Origin of the sequence: Microbacterium sp. Se63.02b (assembly GCF_014171575.1) — a bacterium.
Classification (GTDB): Bacteria; Actinomycetota; Actinomycetes; order Actinomycetales; family Microbacteriaceae; genus Microbacterium.
This window is the reverse complement of sequence record NZ_CP050453.1, coordinates 3,107,518-3,126,835: the sequence shown is the minus strand read 5'-3', so window position 1 is coordinate 3,126,835 and position 19,318 is coordinate 3,107,518. Positions and strand designations below refer to the sequence as shown.

General features: G+C 68.4%; 16 protein-coding genes, 1 tRNA gene and 3 pseudogenes. 16 read left to right on the top strand and 4 right to left on the bottom strand.

Going from position 1 to position 19,318, the window contains the following annotated elements:
- Positions 1-7: 7 nt before the first annotated feature.
- The 7 genes and pseudogenes from G4G29_RS15470 (at position 8) to poxB (ending at position 8,716) form a co-directional block, all read left to right on the top strand.
- Positions 8-1,389, top strand: a pseudogene (locus tag G4G29_RS15470) (NAD(P)/FAD-dependent oxidoreductase).
- Positions 1,389-1,838 (top strand): universal stress protein, encoded by a 450-nt coding sequence (locus tag G4G29_RS24165; RefSeq protein ID WP_309491590.1) that lies wholly within the window; start codon positions 1,389-1,391, stop codon positions 1,836-1,838. Before G4G29_RS15470 ends, G4G29_RS24165 begins: the two are co-directional and overlap by 1 nt.
- Positions 1,835-2,272: a universal stress protein gene (locus G4G29_RS24160; protein WP_309491589.1), complete on the top strand. Its 438-nt coding sequence runs from the start codon at positions 1,835-1,837 to the stop codon at positions 2,270-2,272. Before G4G29_RS24165 ends, G4G29_RS24160 begins: the two co-directional genes overlap by 4 nt.
- Entirely contained in the window at positions 2,272-3,816 is a 1,545-nt protein-coding gene (locus G4G29_RS15460; protein WP_183150733.1) for an APC family permease, read from the top strand. The genes G4G29_RS24160 and G4G29_RS15460 overlap by 1 nt, the downstream gene beginning before the upstream one ends.
- 40 nt (positions 3,817-3,856) lie before the next feature.
- Positions 3,857-5,324 (top strand): annotated as a pseudogene (locus G4G29_RS15455) (NAD-dependent succinate-semialdehyde dehydrogenase).
- A gap of 11 nt (positions 5,325-5,335) precedes the next feature.
- Positions 5,336-6,699, top strand: a pseudogene (locus G4G29_RS15450) (NAD-dependent succinate-semialdehyde dehydrogenase).
- Positions 6,700-6,991: 292 nt separating this feature from the next.
- Positions 6,992-8,716 (top strand): ubiquinone-dependent pyruvate dehydrogenase, encoded by a 1,725-nt coding sequence (gene poxB, locus G4G29_RS15445; protein WP_183150732.1) that lies wholly within the window; start codon positions 6,992-6,994, stop codon positions 8,714-8,716.
- A gap of 8 nt (positions 8,717-8,724) precedes the next feature.
- Here poxB and G4G29_RS22510 read toward each other — a convergent pair whose 3' ends face one another.
- The 4 genes from G4G29_RS22510 to G4G29_RS15435 all read right to left on the bottom strand — a co-directional run bounded on the left by G4G29_RS22510 (position 8,725) and on the right by G4G29_RS15435 (position 13,372).
- Entirely contained in the window at positions 8,725-9,000 is a 276-nt protein-coding gene (locus tag G4G29_RS22510) for a hypothetical protein (RefSeq protein ID WP_244632079.1), read from the bottom strand.
- Between the two features lie 400 nt (positions 9,001-9,400).
- Complete coding sequence (locus G4G29_RS15440; protein ID WP_244632078.1) at positions 9,401-11,521, bottom strand: hypothetical protein; 2,121 nt, start codon at positions 11,519-11,521, stop codon at positions 9,401-9,403.
- Between the two features lie 25 nt (positions 11,522-11,546).
- Positions 11,547-11,711, bottom strand: a complete 165-nt coding sequence (locus tag G4G29_RS22505) for a hypothetical protein (RefSeq protein ID WP_244632077.1) — start codon at positions 11,709-11,711, stop codon at positions 11,547-11,549.
- 50 nt (positions 11,712-11,761) lie between these two features.
- Positions 11,762-13,372 carry an HSP90 family protein gene (locus G4G29_RS15435; protein ID WP_244632076.1) on the bottom strand — a complete coding sequence of 537 codons (1,611 nt, stop codon included), beginning with the start codon at positions 13,370-13,372 and terminating at the stop codon, positions 11,762-11,764.
- A 194-nt stretch (positions 13,373-13,566) separates the two neighbouring features.
- Between G4G29_RS15435 and G4G29_RS15430 the strand changes: the two genes are divergently transcribed.
- The 9 genes from G4G29_RS15430 to G4G29_RS15390 all read left to right on the top strand — a co-directional run bounded on the left by G4G29_RS15430 (position 13,567) and on the right by G4G29_RS15390 (position 19,312).
- Positions 13,567-13,639, top strand: a tRNA-Trp gene (locus tag G4G29_RS15430).
- Between the two features lie 40 nt (positions 13,640-13,679).
- On the top strand, positions 13,680-13,952 hold the full coding sequence (gene secE / locus G4G29_RS15425; RefSeq protein ID WP_183150731.1) for a preprotein translocase subunit SecE: 273 nt from the start codon (positions 13,680-13,682) through the stop codon (positions 13,950-13,952).
- Positions 13,953-13,994: 42 nt separating this feature from the next.
- A complete protein-coding gene (nusG, locus tag G4G29_RS15420; RefSeq protein WP_183150730.1) occupies positions 13,995-15,038 on the top strand; it encodes a transcription termination/antitermination protein NusG in 1,044 nt (347 codons plus the stop codon).
- 289 nt (positions 15,039-15,327) lie between these two features.
- Positions 15,328-15,759, top strand: a complete 432-nt coding sequence (gene rplK / locus G4G29_RS15415) for a 50S ribosomal protein L11 (protein WP_053097443.1) — start codon at positions 15,328-15,330, stop codon at positions 15,757-15,759.
- A gap of 11 nt (positions 15,760-15,770) precedes the next feature.
- On the top strand, positions 15,771-16,460 hold the full coding sequence (gene rplA, locus G4G29_RS15410; RefSeq protein WP_017829144.1) for a 50S ribosomal protein L1: 690 nt from the start codon (positions 15,771-15,773) through the stop codon (positions 16,458-16,460).
- 175 nt (positions 16,461-16,635) lie between these two features.
- A complete protein-coding gene (locus G4G29_RS15405) occupies positions 16,636-17,448 on the top strand; it encodes an amino acid ABC transporter substrate-binding protein (RefSeq protein WP_183150729.1) in 813 nt (270 codons plus the stop codon).
- A 3-nt stretch (positions 17,449-17,451) separates the two neighbouring features.
- On the top strand, positions 17,452-18,117 hold the full coding sequence (locus tag G4G29_RS15400) for an amino acid ABC transporter permease (protein WP_183150728.1): 666 nt from the start codon (positions 17,452-17,454) through the stop codon (positions 18,115-18,117).
- Positions 18,104-18,907, top strand: a complete 804-nt coding sequence (locus G4G29_RS15395; protein ID WP_274601184.1) for an amino acid ABC transporter ATP-binding protein — start codon at positions 18,104-18,106, stop codon at positions 18,905-18,907. The genes G4G29_RS15400 and G4G29_RS15395 overlap by 14 nt, the downstream gene beginning before the upstream one ends.
- A gap of 48 nt (positions 18,908-18,955) precedes the next feature.
- Positions 18,956-19,312: a DUF1801 domain-containing protein gene (locus G4G29_RS15390; protein ID WP_183150727.1), complete on the top strand. Its 357-nt coding sequence runs from the start codon at positions 18,956-18,958 to the stop codon at positions 19,310-19,312.
- The last annotated feature ends 6 nt before the right edge of the window (positions 19,313-19,318 follow it).

Below are 19,318 nucleotides of genomic sequence, written 5' to 3'. Positions count from 1 at the left end.
GTTGCAGATGGCTGAGATCACTCGCGACGTGCTCATCGTCGGCGCCGGAGCCGCAGGGCTCACGGCGGCGAACGACCTGCGGAAGGCCGGCCTGTCGGTCGCCGTGCTGGAGGCGAGGGACCGTGTCGGCGGGCGCCTGTGGACCGATGTCATCGACGGCGCCATGCTCGAGATCGGCGGCCAGTGGGTATCGCCCGATCAGGACGCGCTGAAGGAGGCGATCGAGGAGCTCGGGCTCGAGACCTACAGCCGCTACCGGGAGGGCGACAGCGTGTACGTCGGTCCGGACGGACAGGCGCACCGTTTCACGGGCGAGATGTTCCCCGTGGCGCCGGAGACCGAGGCGGAGATCGCCCGGATCACCGACATCCTCGACGCGCTGGTCGCGGAGATCGACCCGGACAAGCCGTGGGAGCACCCGAACGCCGCCGACTGGGACTCGATCTCGTGGGATGCCTGGCTGCGCCAGCAGACCGACGACGACGAAGCGGTGCGCAACCTGGCCTTCGCGACGGGATCCGCGATGCTCACCAAGCCGACCCACGCGTTCTCGCTGCTGCAGTCGCTGCTGATGGCGGCGTCGGCCGGGTCGTACTCGAACCTCGTCGACGCGGACTTCATCCTCGACGAGCGCGTCGTCGGGGTCTGCAGCAGGTGCCTCTGCGCCTGGCCGAGCGTCTGGGCGACGACGTGCTGCTGAATCAGCCGGTCCGCAGCCTCGAGTGGTCGGACGCCGGCGTGGTGGCCACGACCGACGAGATCACGGTCCGCGCCCGCCACGCGATCCTCGCCCACGCGCCCATCCTGTATAACCGCATCTCGTTCGTGCCGCCCCTCCCGCGCCGCCAGCACCAGTTGCACCAGCATCTCTCGATGGGCTTCGTCATCAAGGTCCACGCGGTCTACGACCGGCCGTTCTGGCGTGAACAGGGCTTGAGCGGCACCGCGTTCAGCCCGTACGAGCTCTCGCACGAGGCGTACGACAACACGAACCACGGCGACGAGCGCGGCACCCTGGTGGGCTTCGTGTCCGACGCCAACGCCGACGGCGTGTTCGAGCTGTCGGCGGAGGAGCGCAAAGAGCGCATCCTCGAGTCGCTGTCGCACTACTACGGCCCCGAGGCCAAGAACCCGGTCGTGTACTACGAGAGCGACTGGGGCAGCGAGGAATGGACCCGCGGGGCCTATGCCGCGAGCTTCGACCTCGGCGGCCTCCACCGGTACGGACCAGACCTCCGCACGGCGGTCGGCCCGATCCACTTCGCCTGCAGCGACATGGCCGGTGCCGGGTACCAGCACGTCGACGGGGCCATCCGCATGGGGCACCTCGTCGCCTCCCAGATCGTCGACGCGAGTCGCGACGCCGGCGCCGTCGAGAGCATCGGCTGATGACCGGCTCGATCGTCGTGGGATACACGGCGACGGACGCGGGAGCGGATGCCGCGGCCCTCGGCGCCCGGATCGCGCGCAGCATCGGAGCCACGCTCCACCTGGTCATCGTGCTGCCCAACGAAGGCACACGCAGCGCGGCCGTCCCGCCGGAGCGCGCCTACGAGGAGCACATCAAGGCGCAGGCGCGGACATGGCTCTCCGACGCCGTCGTCCGCCTCCCGCAGGAGCTGACGCGCAGCGGCCACGTGCGATTCTCCGAGTCGTTCGCCGAGGGGCTCATCTCCGCGGGCGAGGAGTTCGATGCGAGGCTGATCGTGATCGGTGCGGCCGGGGAGGGATCCTCGGGCGTCACCGGCTCGGCAGCGTCGCATCCGAGCTGCTGCACTCGTCGACCATCCCGGTCGCGCTCGCGCCCGTCGGCACCGCCCAGGAAGACGACCACGTGATCCCGCGGGTGACCGTCGCGGTCGGTTCCCGCCCGGGCGCCGACGCCCTGCTCGACGAGGCGGTGGCGCTCGCCGGCGACAGCGGGGTCGATCTCCGGCTCGTGTCGCTGGTGCCGTTCGACGTACCGCCCGGTCTCGACACCGGCGCGATCCGCACGGTCGGCGACACGCATGCGCAGGAGGTCCTCGCGGTCGCATCCGAGCTGCTGCCGGACGGACGCAGCGCCGCCGTCGAGAAGGCGCCGGGCGACTCCGTGGAGGACGCCGTCGCACATCTCTCCTGGCTCCCCGGTGAAGTCGTGCTCGTCGGATCCAGTCGGCTCGCCCAGCCGCGTCGCCTCTTCCTCGGTTCCACGGCGGCGAAGATGCTGCACGAGCTCCCCGTACCCATGATCGTCGTCCCGCGCACCCGCAACGAAGCAGGAGACCGCTGATGAGCAGCACCAACCGGGCGACGGAGCCCGAATCCGGCGTCACGACCGGCATCTCCACGAAGGGTCTGAGCGCCGGCACGGTCGGCCTGATCGGCGCCGTCGTGATCGGCATCTCGTGCATCGCGCCTGCGTACACGTTCACCGCTGCCGTCGGACCCGTGGCCTCCACGGTCGGTGCGCAGATTCCGGCGATCATCCTGGTCGGCTTCATCCCGATGCTCCTGGTCGCCTTCGGCTACCGCGAGCTGAACAACCGGATGCCCGACTCCGGAACATCCTTCACCTGGGCCGCGCGGGCGTTCGGACCCTGGGTGGGCTGGATGGCGGGCTGGGGACTGGTGGTCGCCACCATCCTGGTGCTGTCGAATCTCGCCGGCATCGCGGTCGACTTCCTCTTCCTGCTGATCTCGCAGATCACCGGCAACCCCGACATCGCCGGGTTGGCGAGCGTCACCTGGATCAACATCGGCGTCTGCCTGTTGTTCATGCTCGGCGCGACCTGGATCTCGTACCGCGACATGCAGACGACGCAGAAGCTGCAGTACTGGCTCGTCAGCTTCCAGATCCTCGTGCTCGTGTTCTTCGCCATCGCCGCGATCGTGCAGGCGGTGGGCGGGAACGGATTCGACTACCAGCCGTTCGACCTGAACTGGTTCAACCCGTTCGCGATCTCGTCCTTCAGCGCGATCGCGGCCGGACTCTCCCTCTCGATCTTCATCTTCTGGGGCTGGGATGTCACCCTCACCATGAACGAGGAGACGAAGGATCCGGAGAAGACCCCGGGCCGCGCGGCCACCGTCACCGTGCTCACGATCGTCTCGCTGTACCTGCTGCTCGCGGTCGCGATGATCATGTTCGCCGGCGTCGGCACGGGTGCCCTCGGCCTCGGCAACGAGGACATCCAGGAGAACGTGTTCTTCCACCTCTCCGGTCCGATCCTCGGCCCCCTCGCCTTCCTGGTCTCGCTCGCGGTGCTCACCAGCTCGGCCTCGTCACTGCAGTCGACCTTCGTCGGACCGGCACGCACGCTGCTCGCGATGGGACACTACGGCGCGCTGCCGAAGTCGTTCGCGAAGGTCAGCCCGCGCTTCTTCACCCCCGGATATGCCACCATCGTCTCGGCGATCGTCGCGTCGGCGTTCTACGCCGTGATGCGCGTCGTCAGCGAAGACACGCTGTGGGACACGATCCTCACGCTCGGCATGATGATCTGCTTCTACTACGGCATCACCGCCTTCGCGTGCGTCTGGTACTTCCGCAAGCAGTGGTTCGACTCCACCAGGAACTTCTTCTTCACGTTCCTGTTCCCGCTCGTCGGCGGAGCGATCCTCGCGGTGCTCTTCTTCACCACGCTGATCGACTCCATGGACCCCGCCTACGGTTCGGGTTCGCAGATCGGGGGTGTCGGCATCGTCTTCATCCTCGGGATGCTCATCATCGTCGTCGGCATCGCGGTGATGATCTGGAACGCGGTCCGACGCCCCGCCTTCTTCCGCGGCGAAACGCTGAGCATCGATGCCCCGCCCAGCCGACGCCGCCGCTGACCCGACCCCCAGCCCCATCCTCCTCACGGAAAGAGAACCCATGAGCACTCAGACCGAGCAGGCGCTGCTCGACAGCATCCCCACCGGCCTCTTCATCGGCGGCGAGTGGATCGACGGCGAGACCGGCGGCACGTTCGACGTGCAGGACCCGGCGACCGGCGCCGTGATCCGGACCATCGCCGACGCGACCCCCGCCGACGGCATCCGCGCCCTCGACGCCGCGGTCGCCGCTCAGGATGCGTGGGCTGCGACGGCGCCGCGCGTGCGCAGCGAGATCCTCCGCCGGGCGTTCGACCTCGTGCAGGCGCACAAGGAAGACCTCGCGCTGCTCATGACGCTCGAGATGGGCAAGCCGCTCGCCGAGGCCCGTGGCGAGGTCGTCTACGGCGGCGAGTTCCTGCGCTGGTTCAGCGAGGAAGCCGTGCGCATCTCGGGCCGGTACGGGATCAACCCGGAGGGCACCGGCCACATGGTCGTGTCGCAGCGTCCGGTCGGACCGTCGTTCTTCGTGACGCCGTGGAACTTCCCGTTCGCGATGGCGACGCGCAAGATCGCGCCCGCGCTCGCTGCCGGCTGCACCGTCGTCATCAAGCCCCCGGCACTGACCCCGCTGACGACGATCTACTTCACGAAGCTCCTCGAAGAGGCCGGGCTCCCCCGCCGGTGTCGTGAACGTCGTGCAGACCTCGAAGTCGAGCGCGCTGTCGGCGCCGATCATCGCCGACCCGCGTCTGCGCAAACTCTCCTTCACCGGATCGACCGAGGTCGGCCGCAAGCTCATCGCCCAGGCGGCGGAGGGTGTGCTGCGCGTGTCGATGGAGCTCGGCGGCAACGCGCCGTTCGTGGTGTTCGACGACGCCGACCTCGACAAGGCCGTGGAGGGTGCGCTGGCCGCGAAGTTCCGCAACATCGGACAGGCCTGCACAGCCGCCAACCGGTTCATCGTGCACAAGGACGTGGCCGGCGAGTTCGCCAAGCGCGTGACCGAGCGCGTGAACGGCATGAAGATCGGCCGCGGCACGGAAGAGGGCGTGGCGATCGGTCCGCTCATCGACGCGGATGCCGTGGCGAAGGCCGGCGAGCTCGTCGACGATGCCGTCGAGCGCGGCGCCACGCTGCTCGCTGGCGGCAAGGCTGTCGAGGGCACGGGGTCGTTCTACGAACCCACCGTGCTGACCGACGTCGTGGCGGGCAGTGCGATCCTCCGCGAGGAGATCTTCGGACCGGTCCTCGCGATCGCGACCTTCGAGACCGAGGAGGAGGCGGTGCGCCTCGCGAACGACACCGAGTACGGTCTCGTCTCCTACGTCTTCACCGAGAACCTGCAGCGCGGTCAGCGGATGATCGACGGCCTCGAGACGGGCATGATGGGTCTCAACGTCGGTGTGGTCTCCAACGCGGCGGCTCCGTTCGGCGGCGTCAAGCAGTCGGGTGTCGGTCGCGAGGGCGGCTTCGAGGGCATTCACGAGTACCTGTCCACGAAGTACACGCTGATCCCGATCTCCTGAGAGGACACGTCATGACCGACTACGCCGTCATCAACCCCGCCACCGGAGAGACGCTGGCGTCCTTCGACACCTTCACCGACGAGCAGATCGAGGAGGCCGTCGCGGCAGCCGACGAGGCGCACCGCGAGTGGTCGCGTTCCACCACGGTCGCCGACCGGGCTGCCCTGCTGCGGCGCGCGGCCGAACTGCACCGTGAACGGCGCGAGGAGTTGGCCGACATCTTCGTGCGTGAGATGGGCAAGCCCCGCGAGGCCGCGCTCGGCGAGGTGGACTTCGCCGCGGACATCGCCGAGTACTACGCCGACCAGGCCGAAGACATCATGGCCGACCAGCCCATCAAGATCCTCGGAGACGGGTCGGCGATCATCCGACGCTCGTCGCTCGGACCGCTCGTCGGCATCATGCCGTGGAACTTCCCGGCGTATCAGATCGTGCGTTTCGCGGCGCCGAACCTGATCGTCGGCAACACGATCCTGCTGAAGCCCGCGCCGCAGTGCCCGGAGTCGTCGAGCGCGATCGAGGCGATCTACCACGATGCGGGCTTCCCGAAGGGCGCGTACCAGAACATCCTCGCCACGAACGAGCAGATCGCCGACATGATCGCCGACCCGCGCGTGCAGGGCGTCTCGCTCACCGGTTCCGAGCGCGCAGGTGCCGCTGTCGCCGAGGTCGCCGGCCGCAACCTGAAGAAGGTCGCGCTCGAGCTGGGCGGGTCCGACCCGTTCATCGTGCTCTCCACGGACGATCTCGACGCCACGGTGCAGGCGGGGGTCGATGCGCGCCTCGACAACAACGGGCAGGCGTGCAACGGGGCGAAGCGCTTCATCATCGTCGACGAGCTGTACGACGCCTTCGCCGAGAAGTTCACGGCGGCGATGGCGGCGGTCGAGGCGACAGACCCCATGCTCGACGACACGGTGCTCGGTCCGGTCTCGTCCGAGGCGGCCGCCGAGAACCTGCAGAAGCAGATCGACCAGGCCGTCGAGCAGGGCGCGACGCTGCTCACCGGCGGCACGCGGAAGGGCGCTTTCTTCGCGCCGACCGTGCTGGCCGACGTCACCCCGAGATGAACGTGTACCGCGAGGAGCTGTTCGGACCTGCTGCGGTCGTGTACCGCGTCGCGGACGAGGACGCCGCGGTGGCTCTCGCGAACGACACCACGTTCGGCCTCGGGTCGTACGTCTTCACGACCGACGCCGAGCAGGCCGAGCGTGTGGCCGACCGGATCGAGGCGGGCATGGTCTACGTGAACCTCGTCCTGGCGGACAGCCCCGAGCTGCCCTTCGGCGGCATCAAGCGCAGCGGCACCTCCCGTGAGCTCGGGCACCTGGCCGCGGACGAGTTCGTGAACAAGAAGCTCATCCGCGTCGGCTGAGGCTCTCGCCCTGAAGAGTCGAAGAACGCCGCCTCCCGGTCTCAGGAGGCGGCGTTCTTTGGCTCCTCACCTGCTGCATGTCTCCCTCTGCACGGCAGCACGCGTGGGGAGGGTGTCCACAGCACGCGGGGCTGGCGCATGCCGCAATCACGCGCAGAGGCGAAGAGCCGCACGCGTTTCGTCTGCGGCACGACGGCCGCCTGCCTGCGGGGTCTGCCATTGGCGGCGCAGCAGGACGCAGAGGCATGGGCAGCCCCGCCCTGCACGAGCGCACCGGGCGTAGGGTCGGAGCATGGCCAACGTCGCTGAGAACATCGTCAAGACTCTGCACGCCAACGGGATCGACCGTGTCTACGGCATCCCGGGTGACTCGCTGAACGGTTTCACGGATGCGCTGCGCAAGGACGGCACCATCCGCTGGGTTCACGTCCGGCACGAGGAGTCCGCCGCGTTCGCCGCCGCGGCGGATGCCGCCACCACGGGAGAGCTCGCGGTCGTCGCCGGCTCCTGCGGTCCCGGCAACCTGCACCTCATCAACGGCCTGTACGACGCGCAGCGGTCGCGCGTCCCCGTGCTGGCGATCGCGGCGCACATCCCCACGACCGAGATCGGCACCGGGTACTTCCAGGAGACGCATCCGCAGGAGCTCTTCCGAGAGTGCAGCGTCTACGTCGAGTACGTCGCCGATCCGAAGCAGATGCCCCGGCTGCTGGAGATCGCCATGCGGGCGGCGATCGAGGAGCGCGGTGTCGCCGTGCTCGTCATCCCCGGTGACGTCGCGCTGGCCGAGATCGCCGACGACCGCGCCGTCGTGATCGAACGCGCTCGCCCCGTGATCGTCCCCAGCGGTGCAGAGCTCGAGAAGGCGGCGACGCTCCTGAACGCGGCGAAGAGCGTCACGATCCTCGCCGGTGCCGGGGTCGAGGGCGCGCACGACGAGGTCGTCGCCCTGGCCGACAAGCTCGGCGCACCGATCGTGCATGCCCTGCGCGGCAAGGAGTTCATCGAGTACGACAATCCCTTCGACGTCGGGATGACGGGCCTGCTCGGCTTCGCATCCGGATTCAGAGCCATGGAGGCGTCCGATGCCCTCCTGGTGCTGGGCAGCGACTTCCCGTACGAGCAGTTCTATCCGGACGGCGCGACCACGATCCAGGTCGACATCCGCGGGGCGCAGCTGGGCAAACGGCATCCCCTCGACCTGGGGCTGGTCGGCGACGTGCGTGCCACCGCGGAGGCACTGCTGCCGCGGATTGCGAGGAACGACGACCGTGGGCATCTCGACGACGCGGTCGCGCACTACCGCAAGACGCGCAAGAAGCTCGACGAGCTGGCGGTCCCGGCCAAGTCCAAGCGCCCGATCCACCCGCAGTATCTTGCGCGGCTGCTGGATGAGCACGCCGCTGACGACGCGATCTTCACCGCAGATGTGGGCTCCCCGACGGTGTGGGCAGCGCGCTACCTGTCGATGACCGAGGAGCGCCGCCTGATCGGGTCGTTCACGCACGGATCCATGGCCAACGCCCTGATGCACGGCATCGGCGCCCAGGTCGCGCATCCGGACCGGCAGGTCGTCGCCCTGGCCGGCGACGGCGGACTCGCGATGATGCTCGGCGAGCTGCTCACGCTCACGCAGAACGCGCTCCCGGTGAAGACGATCGTCGTGAACAACTCCTCGCTGAACTTCGTCGAGCTCGAGATGAAGGCCGCGGGCTTCGTGACCTACGGCACCGGCCTCGACAACCCCAGCTTCGCGGCGATCGCCGAGGCGATGGGCATCTTCGCACGGCGTGTGGAGCGCAGCGAGGATCTTCCCGATGCGGTGCGAGAGGTGCTCGCGCACGACGGCCCCGCCCTGCTCGACGTGGTCACAGAGCGGCAGGAGCTGTCCATGCCGCCCGCCATCGAGGCCGCCCAGGTCAAGGGCTTCGCGCTGTATGCGATCCGCACCGTGATGTCGGGCCGCGGTGACGAGCTCCTCGACCTCGCCAAGGCGAATTGGCGGCAGCTGTTCTGAGCGGGCGCTCAGCTCTCCACGACGGCACGCACTTCGGCCGCCTCGCTGTGGCGCCCGAGTGCTTCGAGCACGTTGCCGAGCTCGAGCGAAGCGACCTGGTGCAGCGGAGGGTGGCCTGCCGCGTGTTCGATCGCGCTGCGGTACACGGGTACGGCGTCGGCTGAGCGCTCGTTGCCGGCGAGGACGCGCGCGGCGAAGAGCTCCGAGCCTCCCGCGGAGCCCAGGTCGCCGAGTGCCGCGAATCCGTCGGCGGCCGTGAGGGCAGCGGAGACGCCCTCGTCCACGCGGCCGAGTTCGGCCAGGGCGCGTCCGCGAGTCGGTCACATCGGCGAGCAGCCATTCGGCCTCGTGCTGCCGTGCGAGGGCGGCGACCTCGTCGAAGAGCGCGAACGCCCGCTCATCGCCGCGTCCGCCGTACGCCTGTCCCAGGCTGTGCAGAACCTCGGTGAGTGCGCCGACCGCGTCCGGCGCGCGCCGCACGATCTCCGCAGCCGACTCGAGCAGGGCGATCGCATCGTCGTGCTCCTCGAAACGCGCGAGGATCTTGGCCTGCTCGGTCATCGACATCGCCTGATCCGCGTGCTCCTCCGCTTGACCGAACAGTTCGGAGGCATAGCCGTGGGCCCCCGACGGACTGCCCGAACTCGCCGGCGGCGCTCAGGGCACGGGCGAGCATAGACGCCGTCATCGCGCGAGAGCCGGCAGGAGCCTCGGCCTCCTCCTCGCGTTGCAGCACGTCACCGAAGAGCTCGGCCGCCTCCTCCGCGTCGCCGACGCGCAGCATGCGCGCGCGAGGCGGAAGTCCACGCCGGTCGCATCGCCTCCCTCTTCACCGGCGATCCTGGTGGCGAGGCGGTAGCGGGAGACCGCCTTCTCCGGGTCGTCCGCGTCTTCCCACAGGGCGCCGGCGAGGAGGTGCGCCTCACCGAGCGCCCGCGTCGCGCCGAGGTCGGCCAGCAGACGGCAGGACTCATCGGCGTCGACCGCGCCCTCGCTGTACGAACCCGTGCCGCCGCGGACTCTGGCGCGCGTCTGCAGCGCCTGCGCGCGATGCCCCCTGCTGAGGTCGTCCTGCGCGAGAAGGCGATCGAGGAGCGAGGATCCTGCCTCGAGGTCGCCCTTGCTGAGCACCGCCGAGATGGCCAGCAACGTCGTGGTGTTGGTCAGTCGTGCGTCTTCCGCCTCGGCGAACGATCGGGCCGCGACCTCGGCGTGATCCAGTGCGGCATCCGGCTCGCTCGAGCGCAGGTGCAGGGCTGCGCGGCTGATCGCGAGGTCGCCGCGTGACCAGGCGGGGAGGTCGTCGGCGGCGGCGATGGCCTCTTCCAGAGCGGCCGTCGCCTCCGGTGTGTCGAGGCCGAAGGTCGCCAGCCCCAGGCGCTGCTCGAGGTCGGCCTGCGCGTCGAGGCCGGCCGCCCGCAGCGCGGCGATGCGCTCGGGGAGCAGCTGGAGGGCTTCGTCCGCCCGCTCCAGTGCGATCAGGATGCCGAGGCGCATGGACAGCAGTTGAGCCCGCTTCGCCGGGTCCTCGACCTCGAGCGCGTGCGGGAGAGCCTGGAGCGTTTCGTGCTCGGCGCCGAACTGCGCGAGCTGCATCGCGCGCTCGAACCACGCGTCCGCATCGGTGGGGACGGCGGAGGTGGTGGGGGCGACGAAGGCGTCGGACCGGATCGGCACGTCGTACTGCTCGCCGGCGAGGGCCCGCATCCGCTCCAGGCTGCGCGCATGTCCGTCGGTGCCGTCCCTCTCGTCGAACGCCGCGCCGATGCGCTCGGCCGCGGTCCACGCCGTCGCTGCGAGTTCGGAGGCGCTCCACGCGCCGTCGTGCGCGCCGAAGAACGGCACCAGCGCCGGGGACTCCGCGCCGCGCACCGGTGTGTCGCCGTGTCCGGCAGCGGTGACGCGGTCCAGTGCCACGGCGAGGGCCGCGAGGGCGGCGAAGTGCGCGTCGACGTTCAGCCCGTCGTGCGCGAGCCAGGCGATGTGCTTCTCCACCAGCGCGAGGGCGCGTGCCTCGTTGCCGGTGACCGCGGCGAAGACGATGTTGTTCGCGACGATACGCAGGTTGTCCGGGTTGTCCTTGGCCAGACGGTAACTGCGCAGATGTGCGGTCTTCGCCTCGTCGAAGCGTCCGGCGCGGAGGTAGGGGAGCAGTGCGCGGGAGAGCGCGTGCTCGGGTTCCTCGCCACAGGAGAACCCGCCCTCGATCATCTCCTCGACGAGCACGATCGCCTCGGCGTCGCGGTCCGTGTCCGCGTAGAACCCGGCGATCTGACTGCGTCCGCACGCATCGCAGTGGCTGTGGTCGTCGCGAGGCGTGGTCTCCAGCTGCACGCGCAGCGCTTCCGCGTCGTCCATGCGCCCGGCATCCCAGGCGTCTTCGAACCGGGCTGTGAGCACACCGCTCACGCCGAGTCCCGCGGCACGGTAGTGCGCCTCCATGTCGTCGAGCACGGCGGCGATCTGCTCCTGCGAGAACGCGGGGGAGGAGCGCAGCGAAGACGCCATCCACTTGAACTGCCACATCAGGTCGGCGCCGCCGTTGTCGAGGTCCGCGGGAAAACGCTGCGGGTCGGCGTCGTGATGTGCCAGGCACCATGCGAACGAGTTCAGCATCACGTCGGTCGCGCCACCCATGTTCGCCGAGGCGGTCTGCCGCATGCGCGCCTCGTACTCGAGGCGCTCATCGCCGATCTCGACGGCGAGCGCCACCGCGTCCGCGACGAGGGCCTGCTCGGCCCGTCCCCAGGGCGTGCGATCGATCTCCTCGATCAGCTGCTGGAAGCGCTTCTTCGGACGTGCCATGGACGGAACCCTTCGGTGGAGAGTGTCAGCGGGCGTCCCCGAAAGGGAGCTGATCCCCTTCGAGCCCGGCCGAGAGCGAGACGAGGTCGGCGAGCGCGGTGGTCATCAGTGCGCGATCGGCGTCGGAGAGGGGATGATGCCCCGCGAGCAGGGCCTGGATGTAGAGGAGCTGCACAGTGCGGGCGAACACGGCGTCGTCCTGCACGCGGACGAGTGCGCGGACGACCCGGTTCGACCAGTTCAGGCACAGTCGCGCGCGCAGGTCTTCCTCGCGCGCCGAGGATCGCGTCTGGTCGATGCGGTCCAGGACGCCGCCCCACAGGGCGCCGGTGATGCCCTTGGTGCGGCTGCGGTCGATGGCCCGGAGCACTTCGGGGTCGGCGACGTAGAGCCCCGAGAGGTCGGGGCGGTCGATCGAGCGCGCACCACGACGGAGCACTCGGATGCCGCGAGCACGGCGCCGGCCCGGGTCTCCAGGGCGACGGCGGCATCGCGGTCGTCGAGGGGAGGCGGATCGAGACGGTCGAGCTCGCCGGTGACGTCGACCTGCTCCACCGTGACATGCGGGTACAGGTCCGGCAGCATCCTGATCAGGTCGGCGTCGTAGAGGTACCCGCCGTTGACGAGCACTTCGTCGGACGGCGAGATGCCGGCGACCTGCCGGAACTCGTCGACGCTCTGTGCGTAGCGGACGTGGGGGTAGCGCTGCACGAGGTCGCCGATGCGCACGGTGCCGTGCGTCGTCTCGACGGTCAGCCAGCGCGAGATGAAGTGCGCGAGCTCCTCGTCGTGTCGCACGAGCGATTTGAGCCCGACCTCGTGCACCGCGACGAACTGCGCGAGGCGATGCGGTTCGCGCAGCCCCAGTTCGAGGACCCAACGGCGGATGCCGGCGCCGAGCTGTTCGCGCACGCGTTCGAGCGCTGCGTCCTCGACGAGGGACTCCCTGCTGGCAGTGGGGGCGAGGCCCGCGGAGTCGATGACCGCGCGCACGAAGAACGCCCACTCGGGGAGCACGTCGTCGACGCGTTCCGCCAGCAGCATCCGCCCCAGGTACATGCGCGACGCCTGGCGTGCGCCGGGCGGAGGGGCATAGGGGAGGACGTAGGCGAGACCACGGGTGCCGGTGGCCGGTTCGCTCAGCTCGATCACGTCGAGCGGGCTCGCGCCGAGGAGATCGCGTCCGTACTGCACCGCCGCATCGGGGTCGGTCGCGGCGTCGAGGAAGGGAGGATCCCTGGTGATGTCGATGTCGCCCGCAGCGGTGTCGACCGTCAGGCGGACCGGCAGGAACTCGCCGAAGGTGGTCGCCAGCTCGTGCACCGCGGCTGGACGCAGCAGCTCGTCGGCGTCGAAGCGCGGCACGAGGTGGACGCTGGTGCCGATCGGCAGCTCCTCCTCGATCTCGACCACCTGGAAGGTGCCGTCGGCGCTCCCGGTCCACTCCACCGAGGCGCCGCCACGGGCGCTGCGGGAGCGGATCACGATGGTGTCGGCGACCATGAAGCAGCTGAGCAGCCCGATGCCGAACTGGCCGAGGTAGTCGCTGCGCGGGAGGTCGAAGATGTCGCGCTTGGAGCTGCGACCGACGGTCGCCAGCAGGTCGGCGACTTCTGAGGAGGTGAGACCGACGCCGTCGTCTCGCAGCACGAATTCGCCCGTCTCGGCGGTCAGCGGGGTGATCCGGATGCATCCGCCTCCGCCGTCGACCTCGCGGCGGGCGGTGATCGCGTCACGGGCGTTCTGCAGGAGCTCTCGCAGGTACACCCGAGGACTGGAGTAGATATGCCTGCTGAGCAGGTCGACGACTCCGCGCAGATCCACCTGGAACTGCTGCACATCCGCGCTCACACGCGCCCCTTCCCCCTGTTTCCCGCTCGCCGAGCCTAGCAACAACGCGTATTCCGGTTCCGGTTCGGCAGCATCGGATCGATGCCGTATGCTTGTGGAGCAGTTGTTTTCTGCATTCTTTCGCCGTGCCTGGGGTCTCCCGATCGCAGATTCGGTGGCAGAGTGGAAGACACCCACGAGGCCTTCCGGCCTCTAGGGCGGTAGCTCAATTGGCAGAGCAGCGGTCTCCAAAACCGCAGGTTGCAGGTTCGATTCCTGTCCGCCCTGCGCGTCAGCGCAACGCTGACACACGAAAGGTACATTCAGGATGGATCAGGACGAACCGCGCGGCGAGGTCGTCGCGGCCGGCGCCACCCGCGAGAAGAAGGGCAACCCCTTCTCCCGGTTCTTCGGGGGCATCGCCCTGTTCATCCGCCAGGTCATCGCCGAGCTCCGCAAGGTCGTCACCCCGACTCGCAAGGAGCTGTTCAAGTTCACCCTGGTGGTGCTCGTCTTCGTGATCATCGTCATGGGCATCGTCTACGGCTTGGACACTCTGTTCGCATTCGTGACGCACTGGGTGTTCGGAATCCCTGGCTGATGACCCCCGCGGCTCGCGCCGCAGCTATGGAGAAGAAGCAACGTGTCTGAACGATATTCCGACGACGCCGACTGGGCGACCGCCGCAGAGCAGTCCAGCGAGGAAGACGAAGCCCAGGAGGGCAACGTCCTCGCCGAGGAAGAGCTCTCGGCCACCTCGGCCGAACACGTCGCGGTCCACGTCGAAGACGAGGACGGCGATGAGGATGACACGGAAGACATCGACATCGACATCGACGACCCGGAGGCGGACGCCATCGTGAACGACGCTCTCAACCTGGACGAAGCGGCTGAGTCTGAGGCCGCCGCTGAGGTCCTCAACGAATCGGTGGCCGAAGAGGCCGCCGACCTCGACGCGGCCGCGGCCGAAGAGGTCACCCCGTACGACGGACCCGAGCTGGGTGCCGATGACGAGCAGAACGGCGAGGACTCCTCGGACGACGAGTCCGACGAAGACGCGGAGGAAGACCCGTACGAGGCCTTCCGCATGGACCTGCGCATGCTCCCGGGCAAGTGGTACGTCATCCACTCCTACGCGGGCTTCGAGCGCAAGGTGAAGGCCAACATCGAGCAGCGCAAGTCGACGCTCGAGGTCGAGGACGAGATCTACCAGGTCGAGGTCCCGATGGAAGACGTCGTCGAGATCAAGAACGGCCAGCGCAAGATGGTCACCCGCGTGCGCATCCCCGGCTACGTGCTGGTGCGCATGGAGCTCACGGAAGACACCTGGTCGGTCGTGCGTCACACCCCGGGTGTCACGGGCTTCGTGGGCAACGCGCACAACCCGACGCCGCTGCGCTTCGAAGAGGCCTTCAACATGCTGAAGTCGCTCGTCGAGGTCAAGGACGTTCCGACGGCCAAGAACATCGCATCGAAGGGCGGCGTCGCCGTCGCCCGTCCGCTGCCGGCCGAGGTCGACTTCGAGGTCGGCGAGACCATCACGATCAAGGAGGGCTCCTTCGCGGGGCTTCCCGGTTCGATCAGCGAGATCAAGCCCGAGAGCGGCAAGCTCACGGTCCTCGTCTCCCTGTTCGAGCGCGAGACCCCGGTCGAGCTGTCGTTCGACCAGGTCACCAAGATGGTCTGACACCAGTCCTCACGAGAACGGCCGTCCCTATCGGGGCGGCCGTTCTCATGTCTGCGGCCCTGGTGAGGGGTCAGGAAACGCCGTGTTGCATGCGACAGACGGGGCGTGTCTTGGCCCCTCATGGGGAGCGAGTGAGGGCGGGAGGCGGCGCGCGAGCACGTCGCTCCGATCGGGTATACTTGTGTGGTTTGTGCGACGTTTCGGCGTGTGCAAGCGACCACGGTCCGGAGATGCCGGACTCGTGGGAGAAACGGATGCTCCGGCATCCGATTCGACGAAAGGAAAGAGAATGGCACCGAAGAAGAAGGTGACCGGCCTGATCAAGCTTCAGATCAACGCCGGTGCAGCCAACCCGGCGCCGCCGATCGGCCCCGCGCTCGGTCAGCATGGCGTCAACATCATGGAGTTCTGCAAGGCGTACAACGCCGCGACCGAGTCGCAGCGCGGCAACGTCATCCCCGTCGAGATCACCGTCTACGAGGACCGCAGCTTCACGTTCATCCTGAAGACCCCGCCGGCTGCGGAGCTCATCAAGAAGGCCGCAGGCGTGCCGAAGGGGTCCTCGACCCCCCACACCGTCAAGGTCGCGAAGATCACCAAGGACCAGGTCCGTCAGATCGCCGAGACCAAGCAGGCCGACCTGAACGCGAACGACATCGAGGCCGCCTCGAAGATCATCGCCGGCACCGCCCGTTCCATGGGCATCACGGTCGAGGGCTGAGGAGAATAATCATGGCTACCAAGTCCAAGGCTTACAAGGCTGCCGCCGAGAAGATCGAGGCAGACCGTTTCTACACCCCGACCGAGGCCGTCGCCCTCGCGAAGGAGACCGGCTCGTCGAAGTTCGACTCGACCGTCGAGGTCGCGCTGAAGCTCGCCGTCGACCCCCGCAAGGCCGACCAGATGGTGCGCGGCACCGTCATCCTGCCGCACGGCACCGGTAAGACCGCTCGCGTCATCGTGTTCGCCACCGGCCCCGCCGCCGAGGCCGCGATCGCCGCAGGTGCAGATGAGGTCGGCGGCGCCGAGCTCATCCAGAAGGTCGCCGACGGTTGGACCAACTTCGACGCCGCCGTCTCCACGCCGGAGCTCATGGGTCAGGTCGGTCGTCTCGGAAAGGTGCTCGGACCGCGTGGTCTGATGCCGAACCCGAAGACCGGCACCGTGACTCCGAACCCGGCCAAGGCCGTCGAGGAGATCAAGGGCGGAAAGATCGAGTTCCGTGTCGACAAGCACGCCAACGTGCACTTCGTCGTGGGCAAGGCCTCCTTCACCGCAGAGCAGCTGAACGAGAACATCGGCGCTGCCCTCGAGGAGATCGTCCGCCTCAAGCCGTCGAGCTCCAAGGGCCGTTACATCCAGAAGGGTGCGGTGTCGACCACGTTCGGCCCCGGCATCCCGCTGGACGTCAACTCCATCTGAGTCTGACTCGCTGAAACGCCCCCGGGTTCACCCCGGGGGCGTTTCTGCGTCCGCGCGACCCTCGGAAACGAATCGTCATCGGATGCGTCGAACCGCCGCGATCCCGCGTACTGTGAGGGGGTTCCCGCGGCCGTCGCGTAAACTCGCACCCGCGCATCTCACCCCAGGAGGGTCCATGTCCCGTCGTCTCATCGCCGTCACCGCACTCGTCGTCGCTGCAGCCGCGCTCACCGCCTGCAGCGGGTCGAGCACCCCCGCGAACACTTCCGGCAGCGAAGAAGGCCCCGATTTCGGGCTCGTGCAGGACGGTACGTTGACGGTCGCGACCGAGGGCACCTACCGCCCGTTCAGCTTTCACGACGACGGCGGCTCCGGTGACCTCACCGGCTTCGACGTCGAGATCATCCAGGCCGTCGCCGACAAGCTGGGTCTCGAGGTGAAGTTCCAGGAGACACAGTGGGATGCGATCTTCGCCGGCCTCGATGCCGGACGCTTCGACGTCATCGCGAACCAGGTCTCGATCAACGACGAGCGTGAGGAGAAGTACCTCTTCAGCGCGCCCTACACGGTCTCGCCCGGCGTGATCGTCGTGGCAGACGATGACGACTCGATCTCGTCCTTCGACGACCTCGAGGGCAAGACCACGGCCCAGTCGCTCACGAGCAACTGGTACGAGCTGGCCACCGACTCGGGTGCCAAGGTCGAAGCCGTCGAGGGATGGGCACAGGCGGTGGAGCTGCTGCGTCAGGGGCGCGTCGACGCGACCGTGAACGACAAGCTGACGTTCCTCGACTACGAGACCACGAACAGCCCGACCGGTCTGAAGATCGCGGCCGAGACCGATGAGGCGGGCGAGCAGGCCTTCGTGTTCACCAAGGACAAGGAGGCGCTCGTCGAGGCGGTCGACGGCGCGCTCGAGGAGCTCCGCGCCGACGGCACGCTGGCGGAGATCAGCGACAAGTACTTCGGCGAAGACGTCACCCAGTAGTCGATGGAGAGCCCCTGGCAGCTGTTCTTCGATTCGCTCGGGCCGATCGCCTGGGCGGGTCTGACGGCGACGGTTCCACTCGCGCTGCTGTCGTTCGTGCTGGGGCTCGTGATCGCGGTCGGTGTCGCGCTGATGAGGATCTCGGTGCATCCGGTCGTCTCGGGCGTCGCCCGGTTCTACATCTCGGTGATCCGCGGAACGCCGATGCTCGTGCAGCTGTTCGTGATCTTCTACGGCATGCCGTCGATAGGGATCACGCTCGATCCGTGGCCGAGCGCGATCATCGCCCTGTCGCTCAACGTCGGCGGTTACGGCGCCGAAGTCGTCCGCGCCGCCATCCTCTCCGTCCCCAAGGGGCAGTGGGAGGCCGCGTACACGGTCGGCATGAACCGCACGCGCACCCTCACGCGCATCATCCTGCCGCAGGCGGCGAGGGTGTCGGTGCCGCCGTTGTCGAACACGTTCATCTCGCTCGTCAAGGACACGTCCCTCACATCGCTGATCCTGGTGACGGAACTGTTCAAAGTCGCGCAGCAGATCGCCGCGACGACGCTCGAGTTCATGATCGTGTACCTCGCCGCCGCGCTGGTCTACTGGGTGTTCTGTCTCGTGCTGTCGTTCGGTCAGAGCGCCCTCGAGAGGAGGCTCGACAGCCGTGTCGCCCACTGAGAACACCACGGATGCGCTGCTGACCGCCCGTGGCCTGCGTAAGAGCTTCGGTGACAACGAGGTGCTGCGCGGCATCGATCTGACACTGCACCGTGGCGAGGTCGTCGTGCTCATCGGTCCGAGCGGTTCCGGCAAGACGACCGTGCTGCGCGCGCTCAACGGCCTCGAGACCCCGGATGCCGGGAGCATCGTGGTCGCCGGCGGGCCCGACCTCGACTTCTCATCGGACGCCAGGCCGCGACCCCGCGAGCAGAAGCAGAAGCGGCTCGCCCTGCGGGACCGTTCGGCGATGGTGTTCCAGCACCACAATCTCTTCCCCCATCTGACGGTCCTCGAGAACGTGATCGAGGGTCCGTGGCGGGTGCAGGGGCGGCCCAAGGCCGAGGTCGTGAACGAGGCGCTCGCCCTGCTCGACAGGGTGGGACTCGCCGATAAGGCCGATGCCCGCCCGCATCAGCTCTCGGGCGGACAGCAGCAGCGCGTCGGCATCGTACGCGCGCTCGCCCTGAAGCCCGATCTGCTGCTCTTCGACGAGCCGACCAGCGCGCTCGACCCCGAGCTCGTCGGCGAGGTGCTCCTGGTGATCAAGGAACTCGCCGACGAAGGGTGGACGATGGCCGTCGTCACTCACGAGCTGAGCTTCGCCCGCGAGGCCGCCGATCAGGTGCTGTTCATGGACGACGGCGTCGTCGTCGAGCAAGGCCCTCCGGACGAGCTCTTCCGCGCGCCGCAGCAGGAGCGCACCCGACGGTTCCTCACGCGCATCATGCGTCCGCTCGACGGCGCCTGATCCGCCGGGACCCTCGACCTGCTCGACGAACAGTGCCAGGATGCGATCGTGGGAACCATCGACGACTACCTCGCAGAACAGAACCAGGCAGATCGCGAAGCGATCGATCGGGTCTACGCGATCGCGCGCCGGGAGGCGCCGGATGCGGAGCAGGGCAAGGGCTACGGCATGCCAGCCCTCGTGCACCGGGGCAAGCCCCTCTTGTCGGTGATGCGGGCGAAGAAGCACATCGGCGTCTATCCGTTCAGTCAGGATGCGGTCGCCGCGGTGACCGGCGCCCTCGAGGAGCATCCGGGGATCGGGATCGACAAGGGGACGATCCGCTTCCAGCCCGAGCATCCGATCCCGACCGAGGCACTCGAGAGCCTCATCCGGGCGCGTCTGTCCCAGATCGACGACGCCTGACGTCCG